Origin of the sequence: Glycomyces algeriensis, assembly GCF_027622855.1 — a bacterium.
GTDB classification, from domain to species: domain Bacteria; phylum Actinomycetota; class Actinomycetes; order Mycobacteriales; family Micromonosporaceae; genus Glycomyces; species Glycomyces algeriensis.
On sequence record NZ_JAPZVR010000001.1, the window covers coordinates 40998 to 66364 of the forward strand.

At 70.8% G+C, this 25367-nt stretch carries 23 protein-coding genes; 17 read left to right on the top strand and 6 right to left on the bottom strand.

Going from position 1 to position 25367, the window contains the following annotated elements:
* Positions 1–47 precede the first annotated feature (47 nt).
* The gene (gene tyrS, locus O2L52_RS00170; RefSeq protein WP_270113256.1) at positions 48–1304 is read left to right on the top strand and encodes a tyrosine--tRNA ligase; all 1257 of its coding nucleotides are present in this window, start codon (positions 48–50) and stop codon (positions 1302–1304) included.
* A gap of 136 nt (positions 1305–1440) precedes the next feature.
* On the opposite strand, the gene O2L52_RS00175 is transcribed toward tyrS, so the two are convergent.
* Complete coding sequence (locus O2L52_RS00175) at positions 1441–2838, bottom strand: hypothetical protein (protein ID WP_270113257.1); 1398 nt, start codon at positions 2836–2838, stop codon at positions 1441–1443.
* Between the two features lie 15 nt (positions 2839–2853).
* Here O2L52_RS00175 and O2L52_RS00180 point away from each other — a divergent pair, with 15 nt between their 5' ends.
* On the top strand, positions 2854–3891 hold the full coding sequence (locus O2L52_RS00180; protein ID WP_270113258.1) for a hypothetical protein: 1038 nt from the start codon (positions 2854–2856) through the stop codon (positions 3889–3891).
* Positions 3866–4900 carry an HAD-IIA family hydrolase gene (locus O2L52_RS00185; protein WP_270113259.1) on the top strand — a complete coding sequence of 345 codons (1035 nt, stop codon included), beginning with the start codon at positions 3866–3868 and terminating at the stop codon, positions 4898–4900. Before O2L52_RS00180 ends, O2L52_RS00185 begins: the two co-directional genes overlap by 26 nt.
* 99 nt (positions 4901–4999) lie before the next feature.
* Here O2L52_RS00185 and O2L52_RS00190 read toward each other — a convergent pair whose 3' ends face one another.
* Together O2L52_RS00190 and O2L52_RS00195 are read right to left on the bottom strand one after the other, a co-directional pair.
* Complete coding sequence (locus tag O2L52_RS00190) at positions 5000–5347, bottom strand: SCP2 sterol-binding domain-containing protein (protein ID WP_270113260.1); 348 nt, start codon at positions 5345–5347, stop codon at positions 5000–5002.
* 224 nt (positions 5348–5571) lie between these two features.
* Entirely contained in the window at positions 5572–5910 is a 339-nt protein-coding gene (locus tag O2L52_RS00195; RefSeq protein ID WP_270113261.1) for an SCP2 sterol-binding domain-containing protein, read from the bottom strand.
* A gap of 202 nt (positions 5911–6112) precedes the next feature.
* Here O2L52_RS00195 and O2L52_RS00200 point away from each other — a divergent pair, with 202 nt between their 5' ends.
* The 3 genes from O2L52_RS00200 to O2L52_RS00210 are packed head-to-tail and all read left to right on the top strand — an operon-like array spanning position 6113 to position 7536.
* Positions 6113–6517: a phasin family protein gene (locus O2L52_RS00200; protein ID WP_270113262.1), complete on the top strand. Its 405-nt coding sequence runs from the start codon at positions 6113–6115 to the stop codon at positions 6515–6517.
* Positions 6514–6714 (top strand): hypothetical protein, encoded by a 201-nt coding sequence (locus tag O2L52_RS00205; protein ID WP_270113263.1) that lies wholly within the window; start codon positions 6514–6516, stop codon positions 6712–6714. The genes O2L52_RS00200 and O2L52_RS00205 overlap by 4 nt, the downstream gene beginning before the upstream one ends.
* Positions 6715–6747: 33 nt before the next feature.
* Positions 6748–7536, top strand: coding sequence for a TlyA family RNA methyltransferase (locus tag O2L52_RS00210; RefSeq protein WP_270113264.1), 789 nt, complete (start codon positions 6748–6750; stop codon positions 7534–7536).
* Positions 7537–7850: 314 nt separating this feature from the next.
* Here the strand turns inward: O2L52_RS00210 and O2L52_RS00215 are convergent, their stop codons facing one another.
* Positions 7851–9008, bottom strand: coding sequence for an RNA-guided endonuclease InsQ/TnpB family protein (locus O2L52_RS00215; RefSeq protein WP_270113265.1), 1158 nt, complete (start codon positions 9006–9008; stop codon positions 7851–7853).
* Positions 9009–9405: 397 nt separating this feature from the next.
* Between O2L52_RS00215 and O2L52_RS00220 the strand changes: the two genes are divergently transcribed.
* The 9 genes from O2L52_RS00220 (at position 9406) to O2L52_RS00260 (ending at position 22053) form a co-directional block, all read left to right on the top strand.
* Positions 9406–10305, top strand: coding sequence for an NAD kinase (locus tag O2L52_RS00220; protein WP_270113266.1), 900 nt, complete (start codon positions 9406–9408; stop codon positions 10303–10305).
* Between the two features lie 47 nt (positions 10306–10352).
* The gene (gene recN, locus O2L52_RS00225; RefSeq protein ID WP_270113267.1) at positions 10353–12104 is read left to right on the top strand and encodes a DNA repair protein RecN; all 1752 of its coding nucleotides are present in this window, start codon (positions 10353–10355) and stop codon (positions 12102–12104) included.
* Between the two features lie 76 nt (positions 12105–12180).
* Complete coding sequence (gene steA / locus O2L52_RS00230; RefSeq protein WP_270113268.1) at positions 12181–13383, top strand: putative cytokinetic ring protein SteA; 1203 nt, start codon at positions 12181–12183, stop codon at positions 13381–13383.
* Entirely contained in the window at positions 13380–14309 is a 930-nt protein-coding gene (locus O2L52_RS00235; protein ID WP_270113269.1) for a copper transporter, read from the top strand. Before steA ends, O2L52_RS00235 begins: the two co-directional genes overlap by 4 nt.
* A 10-nt stretch (positions 14310–14319) precedes the next feature.
* Entirely contained in the window at positions 14320–15216 is an 897-nt protein-coding gene (locus O2L52_RS00240; RefSeq protein ID WP_270113270.1) for a hypothetical protein, read from the top strand.
* The gene (gene murJ, locus O2L52_RS00245; protein WP_270113272.1) at positions 15213–16922 is read left to right on the top strand and encodes a murein biosynthesis integral membrane protein MurJ; all 1710 of its coding nucleotides are present in this window, start codon (positions 15213–15215) and stop codon (positions 16920–16922) included. Before O2L52_RS00240 ends, murJ begins: the two co-directional genes overlap by 4 nt.
* On the top strand, positions 16919–18016 hold the full coding sequence (locus tag O2L52_RS00250; protein WP_270113273.1) for a glycosyltransferase family 4 protein: 1098 nt from the start codon (positions 16919–16921) through the stop codon (positions 18014–18016). Before murJ ends, O2L52_RS00250 begins: the two co-directional genes overlap by 4 nt.
* Before the next feature lie 7 nt (positions 18017–18023).
* Positions 18024–20264 carry an alkaline phosphatase family protein gene (locus tag O2L52_RS00255; protein WP_270113274.1) on the top strand — a complete coding sequence of 747 codons (2241 nt, stop codon included), beginning with the start codon at positions 18024–18026 and terminating at the stop codon, positions 20262–20264.
* Between the two features lie 94 nt (positions 20265–20358).
* A complete protein-coding gene (locus tag O2L52_RS00260; RefSeq protein WP_270113275.1) occupies positions 20359–22053 on the top strand; it encodes a CTP synthase in 1695 nt (564 codons plus the stop codon).
* Between the two features lie 51 nt (positions 22054–22104).
* Here O2L52_RS00260 and O2L52_RS00265 read toward each other — a convergent pair whose 3' ends face one another.
* Both O2L52_RS00265 and O2L52_RS00270 read right to left on the bottom strand, forming a co-directional pair.
* Positions 22105–22491: a DUF805 domain-containing protein gene (locus O2L52_RS00265; RefSeq protein WP_270113276.1), complete on the bottom strand. Its 387-nt coding sequence runs from the start codon at positions 22489–22491 to the stop codon at positions 22105–22107.
* A 105-nt stretch (positions 22492–22596) separates the two neighbouring features.
* Positions 22597–24105 carry an MFS transporter gene (locus tag O2L52_RS00270; RefSeq protein ID WP_270113277.1) on the bottom strand — a complete coding sequence of 503 codons (1509 nt, stop codon included), beginning with the start codon at positions 24103–24105 and terminating at the stop codon, positions 22597–22599.
* A gap of 131 nt (positions 24106–24236) precedes the next feature.
* Between O2L52_RS00270 and O2L52_RS00275 the strand changes: the two genes are divergently transcribed.
* Together O2L52_RS00275 and O2L52_RS00280 are read left to right on the top strand one after the other, a co-directional pair.
* Positions 24237–24776 (top strand): TetR/AcrR family transcriptional regulator, encoded by a 540-nt coding sequence (locus O2L52_RS00275; RefSeq protein WP_270113278.1) that lies wholly within the window; start codon positions 24237–24239, stop codon positions 24774–24776.
* Positions 24777–24808: 32 nt separating this feature from the next.
* Positions 24809–25363, top strand: coding sequence for an NUDIX domain-containing protein (locus tag O2L52_RS00280; RefSeq protein WP_270113279.1), 555 nt, complete (start codon positions 24809–24811; stop codon positions 25361–25363).
* Positions 25364–25367: the final 4 nt, after the last annotated feature.

The following is a 25367-nucleotide window of genomic DNA, read 5'->3' on the forward strand; positions in this document are numbered from 1 at the left end:
GCCTCGGAGCGCGAAAAGCGCTTCTCCCGCTAGGGCACAATGGGGGCGTGCATATTCTCGACGATCTCGCTTGGCGCGGCCTCATCCAGGACTCCACCGGCATCGACGCTCTCCGCGAGCACATCGACGCGGGCCAGGTGACGTTCTATATCGGTTTCGACCCGACGGCCCCGAGCCTGCACGTCGGCCACCTCATGCAGCTGATCACCGCCCGCCGCCTCCAGCAGGCCGGGCTGCGGCCCCTGCTGCTCGTCGGCGGCGCGACGGGCCAGATCGGCGACCCGCGCGAGGTCGGCGAGCGCATCATGAACCCGCCCGAGGTCGTCGCCGGCTGGGTCGAGAAGCTCCGCGCGCAGGTGGCGCCGTTTGTCACCTACGACGGCGAGAACGGCGCGGTGCCGGTCAACAACCTCGACTGGACCAGCGAGATGGGCGTCGTGGAGTTCCTGCGCGACGTGGGCAAGCACTTCCCGGTCTCGAAGATGCTCGCCCGCGACGTGGTGAAGAGCCGCCTCGAGTCGGGCATCTCCTTCACGGAGTTCTCCTACCAGCTGCTGCAGTCGAACGACTTCTACGAGCTCAACCGCCGCCACGGCTGCACCCTCCAGTTCGGAGGGTCGGACCAGTGGGGCAACATCACCGCCGGCGTCGACTTCATCCGCCGCCGCTCGGGCGCGCACGTCCACGCGTTCGTGAGCCCGCTCGTGACCAAGGCCGACGGCACGAAGTTCGGCAAGAGCGAAGGCGGCGCGGTCTGGCTCGACGCCGAGCTGACCAGCCCGTACGCGTTCTACCAGTTCTGGGTCAACTCCGGCGACGCCGACGTGGTGCGCTACCTGAAGTGCTTCTCGCTCAAGTCCCACGAGGAGATCGAGGAACTGGAGCGGGCGACCGCCGAGAAGCCCGCCGCGCGCCTCGCGCAGAAGGCGCTCGCGGAGGAGCTGACCACGCTGCTGCACGGCGCCGAGGAGACCGCGCACGTCGTGGCCGCCTCGCAGGCGCTGTTCGGCCGCGGCGAGCTCGCCGAGCTGCCCGAGTCGACGCTGCGCGCCGCGCTCGTCGAGGCCGGCCTGGCCGAGTTCACCAAGCCGGACGTCACGGTGGCGGAAGCCATGAAGGAGTCCGGCGTGGTCGCGAGCCTGGGCGAGGCCCGCCGCGCCGCGAAGGAGGGCGGGGCCTACCTGAACAACGTCCGTGTGAGTGATCCTGCGGCCGTTATCGACCCCTCTGACCTGCTTCACGGACGGTACGGAGTGATCCGGCGCGGCAAGAAGACCGTCGCCGGGTTCGAGGTAGTCGGCTGAGGCATACACTTGGCTGGTTTTGTCGCGGTGAATAGAGGGGGAGAATCGAGTGGCTGAAGACGGCCGCGCCCGCAAGGGTGAAGATGACCGACGAGGCGGCTACGGCCGTCGCGAGGGCGGCGGCTACGGCGACCGTTCAGGCCGCAGCGGCGGGTACAACCGCCAGGATGGCCGCGGAGACAGCCGGGGCGGCTACGGCCGCAGTGAAGGCCGCGACGACCGCCCGCGGCGCTATGAGGACCGGGACGACCGTCCGCGCCGCGAAGGCGACGGTGGCCGCAGTGGCGGTTACAACCGTGACGACCGCGGTGGCCGCAGTGGCGGCTACAACCGCGATGACCGGGGCGGCCCGCGCCGCTTCGAGGGCAACCGTGACGACCGGCCGCGCCGCGATGGCGACAGCCGGGGTGGCGGCTTTAACCGCGACAACCGCAGTGGCGGTTACAACCGCGATGACCGCGGCCCGCGCCGTGACGGCGACGGTGGCCGCAGCGGCGGTTACAACCGTGACGACCGTGGTGGCCGCAGCGGTGGCTATAACCGCGACGACCGGCCGCGCAGTGGCGGTTACAACCGTGACGACCGTGGTGGCCGCAGTGGCGGCTACAACCGCGATGACCGGGGCGGCCCGCGCCGCTTCGAAGGCAACCGCGACGACCGTCCCCGCCGTGACGGCGACGGCGGCCGCAGTGGCGGCTACAGCCGTGACGACCGCGGTGGGCGTAGTGGCGGCTACAGCCGTGACGACCGCGGTGGGCGTAGTGGCGGCTACAGCCGTGACGACCGTCCGCGCAGTGGCGGGTACAACCGCGATGACCGCGGCCCGCGCCGCGATGGCGACAGCCGTGGCGGCGGCTTCAACCGAGACAGCCGCAGTGGTGGCTACAACCGTGACGACCGGGGCGGCCGCAGTGGCGGTTACAACCGTGACGACCGCGGTGGGCGCAGTGGCGGCTACAACCGTGACGACCGTCCGCGCAGTGGTGGCTACAACCGCGATGACCGCGGCCCGCGCCGTGACGGCGACGACCGCGGACCGCGTCGCTTCGAAGGCAACCGCGACGACCGCCCGCGCCGCGACGGCGACAACCGCAGTGGCGGCTTCAACCGCGACGACCGCGGTCCCCGTCGTTTCGAGGGCAACCGCGACGACCGTCCCCGCCGGGACGACGACCGCCCGCGCCGCTTCGAGGACCGGGACGACCGTCCCCGCCGCGATGACGACCGCCCGCGCAGTTTCGAGAACCGCGAGGGCCAGGGGCCGCGCCGGTTCGAGGGCAACCGCGACGACCGGCCGCGCCGCGACGGCGACGACGGTCCCCGCCGTTTCGAAGGCAACCGGGACGACCGTCCCCGCCGGGACGACGACCGTCCGCGCAAGTTCGAGAACCGCGAAGGCCAAGGCCAGCGCCGGTTCGACCGCGACGACCGTCCGCGCCGTGACGACCGGGGCGACGACCGCTTCGGCCGCGACGGCAAGGAGCGCCGCGGCAAGGACAACCTGCGTCCGCTCGAGGAGCGCGAGGCCGGCCACGAGGGCCCGATCCGCATGGGCGAGTCCGACGAGGCGCCCGACCTCCCCGAAGGCGTCGAGTACGGCTTCGACCAGCTCGACAAGGAGACCAAGGCCGGGCTGCGCAGCTTGAACAAGCAGCTCGCCGAGGCCGTCGGCAACCGGCTCCTCGCCGCTGCCGCGCTCCTCGCCGAGGACGACATCGAAGGCGCGCTCGAGCAGGCCCGCTACGCCCGCCGCAAGGCGTCCCGCGTGGCCGTGGTCCGCGAGGTCACCGGTGTGGCCGCGTACGGCGCCGAGGAGTGGCAGCTGGCCGTCAACGAGCTGCGCGCCGCGCAGCGCCTGGGCGGCACGCACGACCACGTGGCGCTCATCGCCGACTGCGAACGCGCCCTTGGGCACCCGGAGCGTGCGATCGACCTCTACCGCGAGTTCGGCAGTGACGAGAGCGTCGACCCCGAAGTCCGGGTCGAGCTGCTCATCGTCGCCTCCGGCGCCCGCCGCGACATGGGCATGGGCGAGGCCGCGACCGCGATGCTGAAGGTCGGCGGGCTCAACTCGCCGAAGACCGAGCCGTGGGTCGCCCGCCTCCGCTACGCCTACGCCGAGGGCCTGCTGGCCGACGGCCGCGAAGACGAAGCCCGCGAATGGCTCTCGAAGGCGGTCGCCGCCGACGAGACCGGCGAGACCGGCGCCGCCGAGCGCCTGCTCGAGCTCGAGGGCATCGTCGTCGAGGAGTACGACGAGGACGACGAGTTCGAAGACGACGAGGAATTCGACGACGAAGACGACCTCGACGAGGACGACGAAGACGATGACCTCGAAGACGACGAGGACGACGACCTCGAGGACGAGGGCGACGACTACGACGACGAAGACGACGACTTCGACGACGACGAAGATGAAGACTTCGAGGACGACGAGGAGTCCGAGTCCGACGTCGAGGACGACGTGAGGACCGAGACGACGCCCGCGCCGCCTTCGACCACTCCGTTCGCGACGCCGGCGTCCCCGAGCGCCGGGTCGGCCCCTGACGCTGAGGAGTCAAATGACCCGACTGAAAGGCGCGCCTGAGGCTCTCGCCGGCGCTTACGACCAAGCGCTGCTCGACCTCGACGGTGTCGTCTACCTGCTCAGTCAGCCGATCCCGGAAGCGGCCGCGACCCTCGCGGCCCTTCCGGGGCTCGACTGCGACCCGGTGTTCGTCACCAACAACGCCTCCCGGAGCCCGGAAGTCGTAGCCGAGGCCCTGCGCGTCATGGACATCCCGGCCGAGGAGTCCCAGGTGCTCACCTCGGCCCAGGTGGTGGCCGAGATCCTGCGCGAGCGCCTCGGCGAGGGCGGCCTGGTCCTCGTGGCCGGTTCGGAGGCGCTGCGCGCCGCCGTGGAGTCCCAGGGCCTGGTCGCGACGACCGATCCCAAAGCGGCCCAAGGCATCGGCTACGGCATGATCCCGTCGATGACGTGGCGGGACCTCGCGGACCTGACCATCGCCGCCCGCAACGGGGCCCTCTGGGTCGCGACGAACCTCGACGCCACCCTGCCCACACCGGACGGTCCGCTGCCCGGCACGGGCGCTCTGGCGGGCGCGATCTCCACGGCGCTGGGCCGCGGCCCCGACGTCGTGGCCGGGAAGCCCGAGCCGGGGATCTACCGGTCCGCGCTGGCGCGCAAGCCCGGCGCCCGCGCGGTCATGGTCGGCGACCGGCCGGACTCGGACATCGAGGGCGCCAACCGGGCGGGGATCGACTCGCTGCTGGTGTTCACCGGTGTCGCCACGCCGCGACTGGCGCTGGCGCTGCCGCCCGAGCAGCGGCCGACGTACCTCGGCTGGAGCCTCGCGGCGCTGACCGAGCCGCACCCGGAGCCCGACTGGAACGATGCGGTGGACCGCATCGAGTGCGGCGGTTGGTCGGCGACCTTGGAGGGCAAGGAGATCCGTCTCCGCGGCGAGGGCGCCGACCTCGACGCGTGGCGGGCGCTCTGCGAGTTGAGCTGGGCCGCAGCCGATATGGCCGGCTACGACCCCGCCACGGCGCCGGTCCCGGAGGGCGCGGCGGCGGAGAAGCTCCTGTCGCTGTAACGGAGACAAGCATGAAGCCCGGACTGCCGCAGTCCGGGCTTCGTTTTCTCTTCAGCGCTGTGCCGGTGGGGCGCAGCGCTTTGCGACGGTGACGGGTGCTTAGTCGACCTTGAGGGCCTTGCGCAGCTTGGCGAGGTCCTTCACGGAGGCCTTGATCTTGATCTTGCCGGTCAGGATCGCCTTGGCGGGCTTGAGTTCCTTCTTCGACAGGGCGATCAGGTCGTCGGAGCCGATCAGGATGCGCACCTCGGCGTCGGCGGCGTCGCCGTCGAGCAGGTCGGTGAGCTTGTTGCCGGCGAGCTTGGCGCTGAAGGTCTGGCCCAGGTCGGTGATCTCAACGGCCAGCGTGCGCTCGAAGCCCTCTTCGAGCTCGAGCTCGTCGGACTTCCTGGCGACCTTGCCCGCCATCTTCTCCAGCACATTGCGGCATTCGTCAACAGTGGCCATACGGTCCTCCCGGAATAGTTCTTGAGCTCGAAGCGCTCGACTGCCGAGAGATTACAACGTGGCTCGAATGCCGTTGCGTCCGACCGGGACGCATTGGACCATCCGGACTCCGCCGCGCTCCCTTACGGCTCGCAGCCCTGCGCATGACCGCGCGGGGCGGGCCTCACGGCCCGCGCCCGCGCACGCTACGCGCAAGCGGCCCAGAGTGAACCGGAATCGTTCGCCTACAGCACGCCGCGAAGCTTCATGAGGTCCATCATGTTCGCCTTGATCTTGACCTGGCCCCCGGTGAAGGCCTTCATGAAGTCGAGTTCGCCGGCGACGAGCTTGAGCAGGTTGTCCGAGGCGACGATCATGCGGATCTCCGCGTCGGGGTTGTCGCCGTCGGTGATGCCGGTCAGCTTGCCCTGGTCGAACTTGCCGTTGAACGACACCGAGAGGTCGGTGATGTCGGCGGCGAGCGAGCGCTGGAAGCCCTGGAGCTTGCGCACCGACTTCGGGTTCGAGGAGAGGTTCTCCGCGAACTGCTCGAGTGCGGTCCGGCATTCGTCGATGGTGGCCATGGGCCCTCCTGTTTCGATCGGCGCGGGCGCGGCGGTGCGCCCCGTCAGAATGTTACCGGCCAGTACGGCCGTGCGGGCACGGCCGTGTCCCGGTAGCTTGGCAGTACCGTTGACGCCAGAGCCAGACTACGGCTCGCGAGCCTCACCGAGGCGGGGACGCCAACCCGCGGACTCGGCAGACCCTGAAGGGAGTGGGACCGCCATGACGGACTCCGCCCGCGCCTACTTCGACTCATTCCTCGGCATGGCCGGCGAACCCGCCCGCCGCGCCCGCGAATTCGCCGGCAAGATGCGCGAGGACCTGCGCTCGGGTTCCGAGCAGGTGCGCGAGCACGGCACCCGCACCGCCTCCGATTTCGGCCGCCTCCTCCGCACCGAGGTCGACGCGGGCCTCACCCGGCTCGGCGTCGCCACCCAGGCCGACCTCGACGACCTCAACCTGCGCCTCGAGCACTCCGAAGAGCAGATCCGCGACCTCCGCATCCGCCTCGCCGAAGCCGAGGCCCGCGCGAATGCCGCCGAGAAGGGCGCCGACCGCGCGGATCCCGCCGAGACCCCCGCCGCCGCGACCATGGAGCCGATCGACGACGAGGAAGAGGACGCATGACCGACACGCCGAGCCCGGGGGCCCTGGCCGGCCGCCTGAAGCCCTCCGCCGACTCCGACGATGTCGAGATGGAGGTCGAGGAGGCCCTGGGCCGCCTCGAGGCCCTGCCGGACCTGCCCGTCACCGAGCACGTCCAGGTCTTCGAAGGCGTCCAGCAGCGCCTCTCCGAGATCCTCAGCAACGTCGACGACGCCTAGCGTCCACCCACTAGAAAGCACCGATCCCGCGCCATGCCGACGCGCTACCGACTCGACGCCGAACTCGTGCGCCGCAAGATCGCCCGCTCCCGCGAGCACGCCCGCGAACTCATCGCGGCCGGCCGCATCCACCTGCGCGGCATCCCCGCCACGAAACCCGCCACGAGCGTCACCGGCGACGATTCCATCCGACTCGTCGGCGACGTGGACGACTACGTCTCCCGCGGCGCCCACAAGCTCATCGGCGCCCTCGACGCGTTCGGGGCGGACCCGAAGGGCCTGCGCGTCCTCGACGCCGGGGCCTCCACCGGCGGCTTCACCGACGTCCTGCTGCGCCGCGGCGCGGCCGAGGTGCTCGCCGTTGACGTCGGCTACGGCCAGCTCGCCTGGAAGCTCCAGACCGACGAGCGCGTGGTCGTCCACGACCGCACCAACGTCCGCCACCTCACCCCCGACCAGCTCGGCGGGCCGGTCGACCTGACGGTGGGGGACCTGTCCTTCATCTCGCTCGAACTCGTCCTGCCCGCGCTCGCCGCGTGCACCAGGCCCGACGGCATGATGCTGCCGATGGTCAAGCCGCAGTTCGAGGTCGGCAAGGGCCAGGTCGGCGCGGGCGGGGTCGTCGGCGACCCCGCGCAGCGCGCGGCCGCCGTCTGGGGCGTCATCGAGAAGGCCGGACAGCTCGGCTGGACCACCACCGCGGTGGCCGCCAGCCCGCTGCCCGGCCCGAAGGGGAACGTGGAGTTCTTCTGCCGCATGGTCCAGAGCGGCGAACCGATCGACCGCGCCGGCGTCGACGCGGCCTGCGGCGTTCCGGCTTAAGCGAAGTCGGCGGCGAGGATCGCCTCCAGGTTCCGCTCCGCCAGCGCCGTGATCGTCACGAGCGGGTTCACGCCGATCGAACCGGGGAACCAACGTCGAGTCGGTGGAGTACAGCCGCTCGTAGCCGTTGACACGACCATACTCATCGGCGGCCGCGCAGATGCAGAACCGCCGAGCGGGTGTTGACATCCTCCCTTCCCAGTGGAAAAGGATCTCCGGCTTGCGGTCCGCCGAGGCGGTCCGTCTACGGTCGGGTTCCTGCTTCGGCGCCCGCTGCCCGGTCTCCCAGGTCTGACACAAGCTCCACAGGCGTTTTACGTATCCGCCTGTCCGGCGGCCACGAGACGCTTGCCTTCGCGCCTAATGTTGATTTCAGCGTTCTGGTCACGGTCGTGGACTGCGCCGCATCCGCAGGTCCATTTCCGGACGCCGAGCTCGGCGACGCCTTTCGGGCCAGTCAGGTCCCCGCAGGCCGAGCACAGTCGCGTAGACGGGAAGAACCGGTCCACCCGCGCGAATGTTCGCCCGGCTCGTGCGGCCTTTGATTCGAGCCGGGTCAGGAACATGCCGGCGGCCGCGTCGTGCCACGACTTCGCGGCGTGTCCGCGGATCAGGGCCTTGACATGAAGGTCTTCGACGTAGATGCCTTGGTTTTCGGCAACGATCGTCGCAACCTGCTTGTTGATCCAGTCCGATCGGCTGTTTTTGATCTTCTCGTAGACAAGTGCGACCTTGATCCGAGACTTCGCCCGGTTCGCTGAGCCCATCACCCTTCGCGACAGGGCCCGCTGCGCCTTCTTCAGCCTGCGCTCCAGTCGCTTGAAGAATCGCGGGTTTTGGATCACCTTCCCACCCCGCAGCACCGCGAAGTCGGCGAGGCCCAGGTCGATCCCGGTCTCGGTGTCTGAGTCGGCCAGCGGCTCCATCATGTCGGAATCGTCTTCGACCGCCACGACGAAGCTTGCGTAGTACTTGCCGGTTGTCGTCTTGATGATCGTCACCGATGATGGCTCGGCCGGCAGCTCCCTAGACCAAGCGACCTTGAGGTCGCCGATCTTTGGCAGCCGCAGTCGCCCGCAGGGGAGCAATGCAAATCGAGCGTTCCTGGTGAACCGCGCTGTCTGCGTGTTCGACCGGCGTTTGAATCGCGGTGGCCCGACTCGACCACCCGCCCGCTTCCCTGCCAAGGAGTCGAAGAAGTTTCGATGCGCTCGGTCTGCGTCGGCGAGGGCCTGCTGGAGCGGGACCGCGGATACCTCAGCCAGCCACGCCCGCTTAGGGCTGCGCTTTGCCTCGGTGATCAACGCCCTCGACAACAGGGCCTTGGTCGGGTACGGCAATCCCTCGGAGTGTGCGAGCTTGCGAGCGGCAACCGCGTCGTTGAACACCACCCGGCACGACCCGAACACCCGAGCGAGCGCGCCCCGCTGGGGGCGTGTCGGGTAGAGCCGGAACCGGTAGCGAAGGTGCACACCGAAAACCCTATCGACCAGGTACGACAATCCGTCCTGCCTTATCACCCAATCGTGGCAGTGATCCTGGGTACAGGCACATAGTGCTCCGATGACCCGGGTTCTCCTCCGGGCCGAAGGCCGAACCGCGCTCTCCCGGACACCGGAGCCGAAGAGTTGTCTGCGTGTCGCCAGCGGGTCTCCCTTGGTTTCGGGTGGTGTTGGGGACAGGTTGTACCGCAAGGGATCACGCTTGGCCAGGGTGCAGAGCGGGTTGCCTCCCAAGGGAAGCCGGGTGCCGGGCTTTCGCTCCGAACCAGCCGGTGCAAGCGTTATCATGGGTATGCTCTCCGGTACTCCTGGTGAACCCGCCTGGAGTACAGTTCGAGGCCCTGTAACCGTCTGAGTAGGAGCGCGAGTGGAGCCGCAGCAGAAGCCGAGTCGTGTCCTCGTGGTCACGCACCCGCTCCGCCAGGACGTGGCCGAGCTCGCCGGGAAGCTCGCGGCCGCGCTGGAGGCCGAAGGCGTCGCGGTGAAGATCTGCTCCGGCGCGACCAACTCCCTCCTGCGCCCCGACGCGCTCGTGGTCGGCGACGACGTCACCGGCGAGAACGCCGACCTCGTGCTCGCCCTCGGCGGCGACGGCACCGTGCTGCGCGCCGCGAAAGTCGCGGCCGAGGCCGACGTGCCCCTGCTCGGCGTCAACTTCGGCAAGGTCGGCTTCCTCGCCGAGGCCGAGACCGGCGAACTCGAGACCGTCGTCTCGCGCCTGCTCGACGGCGAGTACACCGTCGAGGAGCGGACCGCGCTGGCGGTCGAGGCCATGGGCACGGACGGCGAGGAGCACCGCTCCTGGGCGTTCAACGACATCGCGGTGGAGAAGGCCGAGCCCGCGCGGATGCTCGAGCTGTACATCGAGATCGACGGCACCCGCATCTCCCGCTACGGCTCCGACGGCGTCGTGGTCGCCTCCCCGACCGGCTCGACCGCGCACGCGATGTCCGCGGGCGGCCCGGTGGTCTGGCCCGATGTGGACGCCCTCGTCGTGGTCCCCATGAACGCGCACGCCCTGTTCGCCAAGCCGATGGTGGTGCACTCCTCCTCGGTGATCCGCATCGGCGTGGAGTCGGTCGGCACCGAGGGCTCGCTCATCGCGGACGGCAAGGAGCTCACCCGTCTCACGAGCGGCTCCACCGTCACGATCCGCCGCTCGGCCCGCCCGGTGCGCCTGGTGCGCATGTCCGGCCAGCCCTTCGCCTCCCGCCTGGTGTCGAAACTCTCTCTGCCCGTTGACGGTTGGCGTCACGGTCGCGTCTGACGCCGCTCGGCCGCCGATTGTCAGACGGACCGGCTAGGCTTCGAAGCGTGTTGGAGGAGCTTCGCATCCAGAATCTGGGCGTGATCGCTGACGCCACCTTGCCGCTCGATTCCGGCCTGACCTGCATCACCGGTGAAACCGGCGCCGGTAAGACCATGGTCGTCGCCGGTCTTGGTCTGCTGTTCGGCGGTCGTGCCTCCCGTGCCCCCCTAGGCGCAGACCGAGCCCTTGTGGAGGGTCGCTTCGCCGTAGGCGAGAACGCCCTCGAACTGCGGGAGCGCGCCATCGAGGCCGGAGCCGATCTCGAGGACGGCGAGCTGCTGCTGGCCCGCTCGGTGTCCTCTGAGGGCCGCTCGAAGGCCTGGGTCGGCGGCCGCTCCGCGCCCGTCGGCGTGCTGGCCGAACTCGGCGAGCTCGCGATCTCGGTGCACGGCCAGTCGGACCAGATGCGGCTGCTGCAGCCCGCGGAGCAGCGGGCCGCGCTCGACCGCTTCGCCGGGGCCGACCACGGCAAGGTCCTCGACGCCTACCGCGCCGTGTTCCACGAACTCGGCACCTGCGCCGCCGAGCTCTCCCGCCTGCGCACCAGCGCGCGCGAGATGGCCCGCGAGGCCGACATGCTGCGCCTGGGCCTCGAAGAGATCACCGCCGTCGACCCGCAGGAAGGCGAGGACGCCGAACTCGCCGAAGAGGCCCGCCGCCTCGAGAACGCCGAGGCCCTGCGCCTCGCCGCCGCCACCGCGCACGGCGCGATCAGCGGCGACCCGGCCACCGGCGAAGGCGGTGCGACCGACACCGTCGGCGCGGCCGCGCGCGCCCTGGAGCACGACGCCCACTCCGACCCCAAACTGGCCGAGTTCGCCGAGCGCCTGGCCGAGGCCGGCGCGCTCCTCGCCGAGGCCGCGGTGGACCTCTCCGCGTACCTCGACGACCTCTCGGCCGACCCGCAGCGGCTGGAGGAGATCTACCAGCGCCAGGCCGCCATGAAGACCCTCTACCGCAAGTACGCCGAGGACCTCCCCGGTGTGCTGGCCTGGGCCGAGAACGCCCGCAAGCGACTCGGGGAGCTCGACGTCTCCGACGAGCGCGTCGCCGAACTCGAGTCCCAGCACGCGGAGCTCACCGCGCGGGCCGCCGAGCTCGCCGGGCAGCTGCGCGCCTCCCGCCGCGCCGCCGCAGAGCGCTTCTCCGCCTCGGTCTCGGCTGAGCTCAAGGGCCTCGCGATGCCGCACGCCGAGGTCACGGCCGCGGTAGAGCCGCGCCCGGCCGGACGGGGCGGCATCGACCTCACGGTTCTGGGAGGCACCGGCGAGCCGGCGGTCTCCGGCGCCACCGAGGACGGCGCCGACGAGGTCGAGCTCCTGCTGCGCCCGCACCCGGGCTCAGTCCCCGCCGCCCTGCACAAGGGCGCCTCGGGCGGCGAGCTCTCCCGCGTCATGCTTGCGATCGAAGTGGTGTTCGCCGAGATCGGCGGCCCGCCCGTCCTCGTGTTCGACGAGGTCGACGCCGGCGTCGGCGGCGGCGCGGCCATCGAGATCGGCCGCTGCCTCGCCAAGCTCGCCCGCCGCCACCAAGTGCTCGTCGTCACCCACCTGCCGCAGGTCGCGGCCTTCGCGGACCGCCACTTGGTGGTCTCGAAGGACACGTCCGGGGCCGTCACGGTCTCGGGCGTGCGCGTGGTCGACGACGCCGCGCGGGCACGTGAGCTTGCTCGCATGCTCGCCGGGATGCCCGATTCGCACCTCGGCGTGGCCCACGCCGAGGAACTGCTGGCAGAAGCGGCGAAGATGAAGTCCTAGCTGCGCCCGATTCGCGGCGGCCGCCCCGGCGAGCCGTCGCCGCGGCGCGTGCGATCGGATGGCATGATGATGCACGATGCGTGTACCTAGCTTGCGTTTGCCCGGGCGGAGCCCGGAGGGCGACCCCTCCGATGATCGGCTGGTCGGCACCGCCCGCCTCGACCGCCGTACGAAGCGGCTGTGCGGCCGGCTCGAAGCCGGCGACATCGCCATCATCGACCACGTCGACCTCGACCGGGTCGCCGCCGACACTCTCGTCGGCACCGGCGTCCCGGTGGTCGTCAACGCCTCGAAGTCGATCTCCGGCCGCTACCCGAACCTCGGCCCCGAAGTGCTCGTCAAAGCCGGGATCGTCCTCATCGACGGCGTCGGCGACGAGATCTTCGACCGCGTCCGCGAGGGCCGGTCGGTCTCGGTGGACGTCGAGGCCGGCCAGATCTTCTCCGGCGGCGACCTCATCGCCGAAGGCGCGGTCCAGACCGAGGCCACGGTCGGCGCCGACATGGAGGCCGCCAAGGAAGGGCTCTCGATCCAGCTCGAGGCCTTCGCGGCGAACACCATGGAGTACCTCAAGCGCGAGCGGGACCTCCTGCTCGACGGCGTGGGCGTTCCGGACGTGAAGACTTCCTTCAACGGCCGCCACGCGCTCATCGTGATCCGCGGCTACAACTACAAAGAGGACATCGACGTCCTGCGCCCGTACATCCGCGAGTTCAAGCCCGTGCTCGTAGGTGTCGACGGCGGCGCGGACGCGCTCCTCGAGGCCGGCTACACGCCCGACATGATCGTCGGCGACATGGACTCGGTCTCGGACGACGCCCTGCGCTGCGGCGCCGAGATCGTCGTCCACGCCTACGCCGACGGGCGCGCCCCCGGCATGGAGCGGATGGACAAGCTCGGGGTCCCCGCGATCCCGTTCCCGGCCGCGGCCACCTCCGAGGACATCGCGATGCTCATGGCCGACGAGAAGGGCGCCGAGCTCATCTGCGCCGTCGGCACCCACGTCACCATGGTCGAGTTCCTCGACAAGGGACGCGGCGGCATGGCCTCCACGTTCCTCACCCGCCTGCGGGTGGGCGGCAAGCTCGTCGACGCCAAGGGCGTCTCGCGCCTCTACCGCCAGGACATGTCGATCTCCGCCCTGCTCCTCCTCATCGTCTCCGGGCTCGCCGCGATGGCCACCGCCGTGGCCATCTCCACCGTCGGGCGCTCCTTCGTCGACGTCATCGCCGACTGGTGGGACGGACTGCTCTTCCAAATCCAAAGGCTGTTCTCGTGATCAACTTCCGCTACCACCTGGTGAGCCTCACCGCGGTCTTCCTCGCCCTCACCGTGGGCCTCATCCTCGGCACGGCCGCCCTCAACGGCCCCGCCATCGAGGCCTTCGAGAGCAACATCCAGAGCCTGCGCGACAGCAACGAGCAGCTGCGGGACCAGGCCGAGCAGATGGAGAAGGACCTCGAGGACGACCAGGCGTTCGCGAACGCGGTCGCCCCGTCCTACCTCGCCGGCCAGCTGACCGCGAAGAACGTCCTCGTCGTCGCCCTCCCCGGCGCGGACACCGCCCAGGTCGACGGCGCCGTCGAGATGCTCGGCTACGCCGGGGCCACCGTCTCCGGCCGGATCTCGATCCTCGACGACTTCTTCGACCCGGCCAACACCGGCGCCCTCGGCGACCTCGCCGAGCGCACCACCCCCGAGACGATGACCACGCCCGTCACCTACGACGGCGTGACCGCGATGAGCTACGTGCTCGCCGCCGTCACCACCGGCGAGGCCGCCGGTGCGACCGCGACGATCACCCCCGCCGACATCACCACGGTCATCACCGGCCTGACCGACATGGAGATGCTCACCGTCGAGACCCCGCCCACGGGCGTCGCCGACGGCGTCATCATCCTCGCCGGGCCCGGTTCCACCGACTCCGACGCCGCCGAGCGCAACGCCGGCATGGTCGCCCTCACCAACGAGTTCGCCGCCGACGACCCCACGGTCTACGCGGCCACGACCGACACCGGCGACGGCAACCCGATCAAGACGCTCCTCGCCGAGAACGCCGACACGGTCGCCACCGTCGACAACGTCGCCATCACCCAGGGTCAGATCGCCGCGGTCGCCGCGCTCGCCGATTTCATCAACACCGGCACGGTCAACCACCTCGGCACCGGGGAGGGCGCTTCAGACCTGCTTCCCGGCGCGGCCTAGTATCGCGCCCATGAGCCAGCTAACGCGCACGGTAGGGCGGGCGTTCATCGGAGGCCTCGCCGCGGGCGGCACGATCGCCGCGATCAGCGCCGTACGCCGCTCCAAGTGGGCGGCCGAACTGGAACGCGTCAACCACAAGGGCGACACCGTGTCCCTGGCCGAAGGCCCGGGGATCACCGTGGGCGCCACCGCAGGCGCGGTGCTCGGGGCGAACTCCCCGGCGTACGCCGCCGCCGCGGCCGCCGCCGGGCTCACCGCCGGAGCGGTGGGCCTCTACGACGACATCGCCGACGCCAAAGGCGAGAAGGCCAAGGGCTTCAAAGGCCACGTCGGCGCACTCCTCAAGGGCCGCTTGAGCGCCGGGTTCATCAAGATCCTCGGCATCTCCACCGCCGGTATCGCCTCCGCGGCCCTGATCGACCTGCAGAACGGCGAACTCACCGACGAGCGCCGCCCGCTGGTGCGCCGCCTGTGGAACGTCGGCGTCGGCGGCGGCGTCATCGCCGGTGCCGCCAACGTCGTCAACCTCTTCGACCTGCGGCCCGGCCGCGCCCTCAAGGTCGTCACCCTCGTCTCCGCGCCGCTGTCGCGCCCGGCCGGGGACAAGTCCCGCCGACGCACCGCCGCGGGCGGCGCCAACACCGCGCTCGCGGTCTCCGCGGCCGCGGGGGCCGCGATGGCCGACGACCTCGACGGCAAGACCATGCTCGGCGACGGCGGCGCGAACGCCCTGGGCGCGCTTCTCGGCCTCGCCTACATCGCCCGCACCGGCATGATCGGCCGCCACGTCGCCCTCGCGGGCGTCGCCGCCCTCATCGCCGCCTCCGAAAAAGTGAGCTTCACGAAAGTGATAGCCGAGACGCCCGTGCTGCGGGAGTTGGACGAGCTGGGTCGGACGAAGTCTTGACCGAGACCCGACGCGAAGTCGGTCGTGCCGCCTCGGTCATCGGTGCGATCACCGTCGCCTCCCGCCTGGCCGGATTCGGTCGGACGATGGTGTTCACGTGGGCCATCGGCCTCGGCACCCTCGGCACGGCCTACCAGACCGCCAACTCCATCCCGAACATCATCTTCGAGCTCGTCGCCGGCGGCGCCCTCGCCGCCCTGGTGATCCCGCTGCTGGCCGCCCCTCTCGCCCGGCATGATCCCAAGCAGGTCGGCCACATCGCCTCGGCGCTGATGACCTGGGCGCTGACCATCCTCATCCCCGCCGGCCTACTGGTGGCGGCGTTCGCGCGCCCGATCATCGTCCTGCTCATGCCGGACAACAACACACTCGACGACCCGACCGCCAGAGAAGCGACGATCGACGCCGCCACCGAGATGCTGGTGCTCTTCGCCCCCCAGATCCCGCTCTACGGGGTCGCGGTCGTCCTCACCGGCATCCTGCAATCGCACCGCCGCTTCGCCTGGCCCGCCCTCGCGCCGCTCCTCTCCAGCATCGTGATGGCCCTGGTCTACGTGATCTACGGCGCCATGTCCGGACGCGAGTTCCAGGTCGAGGACGTCGGCCAGCAAGGGATCGTGTTCCTCGCCCTCGGCACCACCTGCGGCGTCGCCGTCCTCGCGGGCAGCCTCATCTTCCCGCTGCGCGGACTCGGCCTGCGCCTGCGGCCCGCCTGGCGCCTCGACACCCACGTCGCCGCCGGCCTGAAATCCCTCGCCATCGCCGGGGCCATCACCGTCGGCGCCCAGCAGCTGTGCCAGGCCCTGCTCATCCGCCTCGCCAACGGCGGCTCCGACCCCGGCGCCGTAGCGGTCTTCACCGTCTCGCAGACCTTCTTCCTCCTGCCGTGGGCGATCCTCGCCGTCCCGCTCGCCACAGCCGCCTACCCCGTACTGGCCGAAGCGTTCTCACTCGGCGAGCACGACCGCTACCAGCGCCGCCTCTCCCAGACCGGCCGCGCGATCCTCCTCCTCTCCGGCCTCGGCGTCGCCGCACTCGCCGGACTCGCCGAGCCCATCGCGACCGTGCTCTCCTCGCTGTCGGCCGACAAGAGCGACAACACCCAGATGCAGATCCAGGTCACCCTCACCGGCCTGGCCTTCGGTCTCTTCGGCTACTCGGTCTTCGCGATCTACTCCCGCGGCCTGTATGCCATCGGCCGCAACAAGTACGCCGCCGGAGCCACCTCGATCGGCTGGGCCGCGGCCGCCGTGGCCGCCGTCGTCCTCTCCGAGAACATGCCCCTCGCCGACCGCACCCTCGCCCTCGCGATCGCCTGGTCGATCGGCATGACCGTCATCGGTCTCGCCCTCACCGCCGCGATCGCCCGACACACCGGCGCCGCGAGCCTCAGGGGCATTCCACGGGCCGCGCTGGCCACCGTCGTCGCCGCGGTCGCGGCCGTCCTCGCCGCCCGCGAGGTCATCGCGCTGTGGGGCCACGCCGAAACCTTCTACTCGGCCCTCCTCCAAGGCGTCGTCGTCGGCGGTGCCGTGGCCGTCGTCTACCTCGGGGTGGCCGCGCTCATCGGCGGTTCCGGTGTGGTGCGCCCGGTCTTGCGACGCGCTGGCATAATCCGAGCGTCTGAAGAACCCGACGACAGCGCACTCGACGACAACACACCCGATGACCAAGTGCCCGACGAGACCAGTGGAGCAGACAAGTGAGCCATCGCCGAATCGCCTTGGTGCTGGGCCCCTCGACGGGCGGCATCGGGACGCACGTCGCGTCGCTCGCGGCGGGCCTCGTCGAACGCGGCGACGCCGTCCTCGTCGTCGGCCCGCCCGAGACCGAGGAGCGCTTCGGCTTCCGCGCCAAGGGCGCCCGCTTCGCGTCCGCGCCGATCACCGCCAAGCCCTCGCCCGAACTCCCGCTCGCCTGGTGGGCGGCCCGGAACGCCCTGCGCGGCATCACCGGCCGCGGCGTCGACCTCGTGCACGCCCACGGCCTCACCGCCGGGCTCACCGCGCTCGCGGCCCGCCCCCACGGCGCCGCTCTCGTCACCACCTGGCACAACCAGCTCATCACCACCGGAGTCAAGCGGCGTGTCTCCGACCAGATCGAGAAGCGCCTCGCCCGCGGCGTCGACGTGGCCCTCGCGGCCTCCTCGGACCTCCACGAGCACCTGGTCGACCTCGGCGCCCGCGACGCCCGCCTCGCGCCCGTCGCCGCCCCGCCGCGCGTCGCCGTGAGCGACGCCGGAGCGGTCCGCGCCGAGCTCGGCATCGGCGACCGCCCGCTGCTGCTCTCCGTCGGCCGCCTGCACCCGCAGAAGGACTACGACACCCTCATCAGCGCCGCCAAGCGCTGGACCGCGCTCGACCGCCAGCCGGTCGTCGTGGTCGCCGGTGACGGCCCCGAACGGCCGCGCCTGCAAGGACTCATCGACGCCGCCGGGGCCGATGTGCGCCTGCTCGGCCACCGCACCGATGTCGCCGAGCTCCTCGCCGACGCCGACCTCGCCGTCATCTCCAGCCAGTGGGAGGCCCGCCAGCTCTTCGCGCAGGAGGTCATGCAGGCCGGCGTCCCGCTCGTGACCACCCGCACCGGCGGCATCCCCGAGCTCGTGGGCGACGCCGCCCTGTACTTCGAGGTCGGCGACGTGGACGGCCTCGACCGGACCGTGCGCGCCCTCCTCGACGACCCCGCCCGCCTCGCCGCCCACGGCGAGAAGAGCCTCGCCCGCGCGGCCACGTGGCCCGACGAGGCCCAGATGCTCGACTCGCTCGACGCGCTGTACCTGGAACTGACGGGAAGATAGCGCCGCCGTGTCGCGAAAACTCGATGCCGGGCGCCTGACCCGCAAAGCCCGCAAGACGGTCGTCCGCGGCATCGCCGAGAACCTGGGCCCGATCGGCGCCTGGTTCGCCGTCGCGGTCCTCGCCTGCGTGGCGATCTTCCAGCTGCTCCCCGAGGACGGCGACGAAGCGCTGCCCACCACCGTCGACTCGGTCGTGCTCCTCGGTGTCAGCGGCCTCACCTGGACCGACATCGACACCGAGACGACCCCGAACCTCGCCGAACTGGCCGAGGACGGCTCGCTCGCCGAGCTCAACACGAACTCGGGCCGCAACTTCACCTGCGCCCTCGACGGCTGGCTCACCCTCTCGGCCGGCGCCCCCGCCGTGAGCGACCCGTACGGGCAGGGCGCGGAGTGCGACCCGGTCACGGACGAGCAGATCAGCGTCGACGACGGCACGGCGACCGTGGGGGACATGATCGACCTCGTCACCCTCAACCACGACCTCGACCAGGGCACCCAGCTCGGGACGCTCGCCGCCGGCACCACCTGCGCGACCGCGATCGGCCCCGGCGCGGCGTACGCGACGGCGAACTCGATCGGGCGCGTCGGCGACTACCGGCCGAGCCTCCCCAGCGGCGACGACCTCGCTGACGCGCTGACCGAGTGCCCGCTCACCGTCGTGGACGGCGGCGTCCTGCCGGCCGAGACCATCTCGCGGACCGCGGCGCTCGCGCGGCTCGACGCCACGGTCGGGGAGCTGCGGGCCGCCCGCGGCGAAGACTCGGCGCTCATCATCTCGGGCCTGAGCCAGGTGACCGAACCGGACCGGCTGCTCGCCACGATCGCGAACTTCGGCACCGAGGACGGCCACAACCTCCTCGACCTGCCCGCCGAGAGGCCTGGTTACCTCCGGCTCACCGACCTGACCGCGACCATCCTGACGCTCCTGGACTCGCCCCCGCCGGAGAACGTGACCGGCACGGCCGCGGGCGCCGCCGCCGACTCGAAGACCTATGCGGACCGGCAGGCGGTGTTCGACGACACCGACGCACGGCTCATGGCCGCCGCGGTCGCCGCCCCGGCCACCCAGTGGCTCCAGGTGATCCTATTCCTCGCTCTTACGTTCGTGGCGTGGCCGCTGCTGCAGCTGCTGCGCCGCGCCGGGCAGCCCGGGGTGAAGCCGCCGCCGCTGTGGCTCATGCGGCTCAACATCGTCTCGGCGCTCGTGTGCGCACTGTTCGTGGCCGCCGCGATCCTCGCCGACTTCTTCGGCTGGTGGTCGGCCGCGCACCCCGGTATCGTCGGGCCGCTCACCGCCCTCGGCATCGCCGTCGTGTGCGCGTTCCTCGCGATCGTCCTGCCCGGCCGCCACGGGCCCGCGAGCCTCATGGTCTCGGTCTCCGCCTTCGGCATCATCGTCACCGTCCTCGCGATGCTCCTCCACACCGAGGACCCGCTGGGGACGCTCCTCGGCGACTACACGGTGGCCGACTCCGCCTCGAACGAGCTCGGACCGGTCGCCACCGGCATGTTCATCGCCTCGCTGTGGCTGCTCGCCGCCACCGTCTCCTGGCGGCTCCCGCGCCGCTTCCAGTCCCCGGCGATGGCCGGGATCGGCTGCGTGGGCGTGCTCATCGTCTCGGCCGGGGCGCTCGGCGACTCGGTCCCGGCGGCCGTCGCCATCATCGTCGGCACCTGCCTCGCGGCGGCGCTGGCCACCGGCGGCTGGGTCACGTTCCCGCGCTTCGTGTGGTCGGGGCTCGCCGGCGTCGCGGTGCTGTTCGGCCTCTCCTGGATCGACTACCAGCGGCCCGAGGCCGAGCGCGGCGAGCTCGGCTCGTTCCTCGGCGACATGATGGGCGACACCAACGGCGTCATCGCCTCCGGCGTCGGCTCGAACATCGTGGCGGTCTTCACGTCGCCGCTGAGCGTGCTCACGGTCATGGCCGGCGCTTACTGCTGGCTGATCCTCCTGCGTCCGGGCGGCGGCCTGCGCCGCGCCTGGGGCCTGTACCCGCCGCTGCGGGCCGCGTTCTCGGCCGCCGTGGCCGGGTCGGCCGTCGCGGGCCTCCTCCTCGGCAAGGGCCTCATGAGCCTCGGCGCGGCCCTGGCCGTCATGGTTCCCTTGGCGGTCATCATGAGTCACCGCGTGCTGGCCCGCGCGCACGTCAAGGACGGCCAGTACTCGGACATGATCGTCGACGCACCGTCGTGGGTCGATGAGGAAAACGACGGCGAAAGTGTTAGTGTGGAATCCCGTGGATGATGCGATCCACCGGCTGCGTTCGACGAAGCTTGCAAGTCGAACAATGGGCACAGCCTTAGCAGCTCGTTCGCCACGAACATCACGGGAGTCCGCCTTGGCCAGCGCCGCTAATGGTCAGATCCGATCCACGAAGCACCTCTTCGTCACCGGTGGGGTCACCTCCGCCCTGGGCAAGGGCATGACCGCCGCCAGTCTCGGCAATCTGCTGACCGCGCGCGGCCTGTACGTCGTGATGCAGAAGATCGACCCGTACCTCAACGTCGATCCCGGCACGATGAACCCGTACGAGCACGGCGAGGTCTTCGTCACCGACGACGGCGGCGAGACCGACCTCGACATCGGCAACTACGAGCGGTTCCTCGACCGGAACCTGTCGAAGCACGCCAACGTGACCACCGGCCAGGTGTACTCCGACGTCATCGCCAAGGAGCGCCGCGGCGACTACCTCGGTGCGACCGTGCAGGTCATCCCGCACATCACCAACGAGATCAAGTCCCGCCTGGCCGCGATGGCCGACCCGGATCCCGAGACCGGCCGCGTGCCGGACGTGGTGATCACCGAGGTCGGCGGCACCGTCGGCGACATCGAGTCGCTGCCGTTCCTCGAGGCGATCCGCCAGTACCGGCACGACATCGGCCGCGACAACTGCTTCTTCCTCCACGTCTCGCTCGTGCCGTACCTGGCCGCGTCCTCGGAGATGAAGACCAAGCCCACGCAGCACTCGGTGGCGCAGCTGCGCAGCATCGGCATCCAGCCCGACGCGATCGTGTGCCGCTCGGACCGGCCGCTGCCGGACGGGCTGAAGGGCAAGATCGCCGGGTTCTGCGACGTGGACGACGCGGCCGTCGTCTCCGCGCCCGACTCGAAGTCGATCTACGAGATCCCGAAGACCCTCCACTCGGAGGGCCTGGACGCGTACGTGGTGCGCAAGCTCGACCTGCCGTTCCGCGACGTCGACTGGACCCGCTGGGACGACCTGCTCGACCGCGTCCACAACCCGGTCGCCACCGTCGAGGTCGCGATCGTCGGCAAGTACGTCGAACTGCCGGACGCCTACAAGTCCGTGGTCGAGGCGCTGAGCGCGGCGGGCTTTGCCAACCGCGCGAAGGTTAAGGTCCGCTGGGTCGTCTCGGACGAGTGCGCGACCGCCGAGGGGACCGCGAAGGCCCTCGCCGGGGTCGACGCCGTGGTGATCCCGGGCGGCTTCGGCGACCGGGGCGTGCCCGGGAAGCTGCAGGCCCTCACGTGGTCGCGGACCCGGCTCGTGCCGACCCTGGGCCTGTGCCTTGGCATGCAGTGCATGGCGATCGAGGGGCTGCGCGAGGTCGGGGGGCTCGTGGGCGCGAACTCCGAGGAGTTCGACCGCGAGGCCGAGCACCTGGTCATCTCCACGATGGCCGACCAGACCGACATCGTCGCCGGGCGCGGCGACATGGGCGGCACGATGCGCCTGGGCACCTACCCGGCGCAGCTCGCCGAGGGCTCCATCGCCGCCGAGGTCTACGGCGCGACGGAGGTCAACGAGCGCCACCGCCACCGCTACGAGGTCAACAACGCCTACCGGGACCAGTTGCTGAAGTCCGGCTTCGTGATCTCGGGCCTCTCGCCCGACGGGCGCCTCGTCGAGTTCATCGAGCTCGACCGGGACGTGCACCCGTACTACATCGCGACTCAGGCCCACCCGGAGCTGAAGTCGCGTCCGACCCGCCCGCACCCGCTCTTCGCGGGGCTGGTCGAGGCGGCCATGAAGCGCCAGGCCGCCGAGCGCCTCGACATCGAAGCGGCGTAAGCGAACACGCGAAAGGCGGGGCTCGATGAGCCCCGCCTTCGTCGTGTCCGCTTACGCGCCCTTGGGATTGGGCCCGTACTTGTTAGGGCCCGGCTCGCTGTCGAAGAGGTTGAAGACGAGCAGGACGATCCAGCCGACGCACGGGACCAGGCCGATGAACCACCACCAGCCGGTGCGGCCGGTGTCGTGGAGGCGCCGCACCTGCACGGCGATGGTCGGGATGAGGACGGCGAGGCCGTAGACCAGTCCGAGGTAGTTCCAGAAGTTCGGGTCGTCCCCGAGGTAATCCCAGTAGTTCGCGTCGTCGGGCCGGTTGCTCAGGCACCCGATGATCGAGCTGATGATGAAGTTGATCAGCACGAACCACCAGAACTCGCGGCGTCGAGAGCGGCCGCTGAAGACCGCGTACTTCTTGAGGGCGGTCATGTACCAGCTCATTGCCGTGCCCCTTCCCTGCTCCGCGCGGCGGAGCGATGCCTGGCCGGCGCAGGACGCGCCGGATCAGGCCATCGTAGGACGGAACCGTCGACAGTAGAGCGGACTTCAGCGTTCCGAGGACCGCGTGCGCAGGGCCCGGCCGACCGCGACCGTGGCGATGAGGACCAGTGCCGCGGCGACGAGCGCCACGGTCCGCAGCCCGTCGGTGAACGCGGTCCTGGCGGCCTCCATGAGCGCGTCGCCCGTTTCGGCGGGCAGTGTCGCGGCCACGTGGGCGGCCTCGCCGAGGGTCTCGGCCTCGACCGGCGCGTCCGCCATCTCGGTGCGGTAGATCCCGGTCGCGAGCGAGCCCAGGAGCGCGACGCCCATGGCGCCGCCGAGCTCGTACGCGGTCTCGGAGATCGCCGACGCCGCGCCCGCCCGGTCGGCCGGGGCCGCCGCGAGGATCGCGTCGTTCGTGACCGTCTGGGCCAGACCGGAACCGGCGCCGATGAGCGCGAACGCCGAAGCGACCACGGCCGCACCGGAGTCGATGCCGATGAACGTCATCGCGGCGAAGCCGGCGATCACGAGCACCAGTCCGGCGATGATGGTGCGCACCATCCCGGTCCGCTCGGACATGCGGACCGCGAACAGCCCGGACACCACCGAGACGACCATGCCCGGCAGGAGCAGCAGCCCCGCCTGCATGGGTGAGAAGCCCAGCACCAGCTGGAGGTACTGCGTGAGCAGGAACAGCGCCGAGATCATCGCGAACACGATGGTGAAGTTCGTGGCCAGCGAGGCGCTGAAGCGCCGCAGCCGGAACAGGCCCACGTCGATCAGCGGGTGCTCCAGGCGCTTCTGGCGCCGCACGAACCACATGCCCGCGACGGCGCCCGCGGCGATGGCGGCGACCGTCGCCACGGTCACGCCGTGCTCGGCGATGGTCTTGACCCCGTAGACGAACGGGAACATCGCCAGGAACGACAGCGCGACGCTCGGCACGTCGATCCGGCCGGGGTTCGGGTCCTTCGACTCGGGCAGCAGGAACGGCGCGGCCAGCACGACCGCGATGGAGACGGGCGCGGCCATGAGGAACACCGAGCCCCACCAGAAGTGCTCGAGCAGCCAGCCGCCGAGGATCGGCCCGAGGGCCGCCCCCGCGGAGAATCCCGAGGCCCAGATCGCGATCGCGAACTTGCGCTGGCGGTCGTCGTGGAACAGGTTCCGCATGAGCGCCAACGTGGTCGGCATGAGGGTCGCTCCGGCGAGGCCGAGCAGCGCCCGCGCGGCGATGAGCGCTTCGGCGCTCGGCGCGTAGGCGGCGAGCACGCTCGCGACGGCGAACGCGGCAGAGCCGATGACGAGCAGTTTGCGGCGGCCCACGCGGTCGCCGAGGGTGCCCATGGTGACGAGGAGCCCGGCGAGCACGAAGCCGTAGACGTCGACGATCCACAGCAGCTGCGAGCTGGTCGGGGCGAGGTCCTCGGACAGGAACGGCACGGCGAAGCCGAGCACGGTCATGTCGATGGAGATGAGCAGCACCGGCAGCACCAGCGTGGCCAGTGCCCAGCCCTGCTTGGCACTGATGCGGGCGCGGGGCTCCTGCGGTGCGTGAAGCGTGGCGGCCATGGGTTTCACTCTTTCTTGACGTGAGCCGCGGCACGGCTCGCGAGGCGGCATCCCGGACGCCGGGCGTGCCGGAGGCCGACACGCCCCTCGACTGTACCGTCCGGACGGTACAGTTGGCACCTGGAGGAAACATGAAAGAGCCGGAGATCACCACCCGGGACCGCATCCTCAACGCGCTGCAGCGCATCCTCATGGACGAGGGCTCCTCGGGCGTGACCTTGGAGAAGGTCGCCGCCGAGGCCGGCGTCTCCAAGGGCGGACTGCTGTACCACTTCAAGAGCAAGTCCGAGCTGTACGACGGCCTGGCCCGCCGCCACCGCGCCGTGGAGGAGGCCAACATCGCGCAGGCCCGCGAGCGCGGCGTCGTCGAGAAGTTCCTGGAGGTCTCCTGGGTTGAGTCCGAGGAGTCGGCGGCAGGGCTCTGGGCGCTGCTCACCGCGCTGCGCGGCAAGGGCGAGCTCTCCGACCAGGCCCGCGCCGACGTGCTGTTCATCTTCAACGGCTGGCGCGACCTCATCCACGAGCAGGTCGCCGACCCGGTGACCGCCGAGATCGTGCGCCTGGTCGGCGACGGCCTGTTCCTCTCGGCGCTCTCCGGCGCCCCGCTGCCGGAGCGCGACGTCGTCGAGCGGATCATCCGGCGCCTGAGCGGTGAGGCCGCGGAGTCCTGATCCCGAAACCTGAGCCGACTAGTGTGGCCCTCGTGCATGAGTACCGAGTCCTCGACAGCGAAATCATCCACCGCGGCTGGGCCTACGACCTGACCGCCGAGACCATCGCGATGCCCGGAGGCGGCACCGCCAAGCGCGAGTACCTCCAGCACGTCGGCGCGGTCGTCACCGTCCCGCTCGACGAGCAGGGCCGGGTCGGCCTGATCCGCCAGTTCCGGGTCCCGGCGAAGGAGCTCCTATGGGAGCTCCCGGCGGGCCTGCGCGACGTCGAAGGGGAGGACCCGGCCCTGGCCGCCCGCCGTGAGCTCGCCGAGGAGGCCGACCTCCGCGCCGCCGACCTCGTGAAACTCGGGGAGTTCTACTCCACCCCGGGGATCTCGAGCGAGATGATCCACTACTACCTCGCCACCGGCCTGAGCCCGGTGCCCGAGGCCGAGCTGCACGAGCGCACGGACGAGGAGACCCACATCGAACTCGCGTGGTGGGACCTCGACAAGGCGCTCGCCGCCGTCGCCGACGGGGAGATCCGCAACGGCGTCTGCGCGCTGGCGCTGACCCTTACGAAACTGCACCTGGACCGCAACTAGCCCT

Coding starts and splice junctions, on each gene's coding strand:
- O2L52_RS00205 (WP_270113263.1), top strand. CDS start 6,514: ATGACCGACACGCCGAGCCCGGGGGCCCTGGCCGGCCGCCTGAAGCCC.
- O2L52_RS00195 (WP_270113261.1), bottom strand. CDS start 5,910: ATGGCCACCATCGACGAATGCCGGACCGCACTCGAGCAGTTCGCGGAG.
- O2L52_RS00210 (WP_270113264.1), top strand. CDS start 6,748: ATGCCGACGCGCTACCGACTCGACGCCGAACTCGTGCGCCGCAAGATC.
- O2L52_RS00180 (WP_270113258.1), top strand. CDS start 2,854: ATGGGCGAGTCCGACGAGGCGCCCGACCTCCCCGAAGGCGTCGAGTAC.
- O2L52_RS00270 (WP_270113277.1), bottom strand. CDS start 24,105: ATGGCCGCCACGCTTCACGCACCGCAGGAGCCCCGCGCCCGCATCAGT.
- O2L52_RS00240 (WP_270113270.1), top strand. CDS start 14,320: ATGAGCCAGCTAACGCGCACGGTAGGGCGGGCGTTCATCGGAGGCCTC.
- O2L52_RS00200 (WP_270113262.1), top strand. CDS start 6,113: ATGACGGACTCCGCCCGCGCCTACTTCGACTCATTCCTCGGCATGGCC.
- steA (WP_270113268.1), top strand. CDS start 12,181: ATGCGTGTACCTAGCTTGCGTTTGCCCGGGCGGAGCCCGGAGGGCGAC.
- O2L52_RS00190 (WP_270113260.1), bottom strand. CDS start 5,347: ATGGCCACTGTTGACGAATGCCGCAATGTGCTGGAGAAGATGGCGGGC.
- O2L52_RS00185 (WP_270113259.1), top strand. CDS start 3,866: ATGACCCGACTGAAAGGCGCGCCTGAGGCTCTCGCCGGCGCTTACGAC.
- O2L52_RS00275 (WP_270113278.1), top strand. CDS start 24,237: ATGAAAGAGCCGGAGATCACCACCCGGGACCGCATCCTCAACGCGCTG.
- O2L52_RS00265 (WP_270113276.1), bottom strand. CDS start 22,491: ATGAGCTGGTACATGACCGCCCTCAAGAAGTACGCGGTCTTCAGCGGC.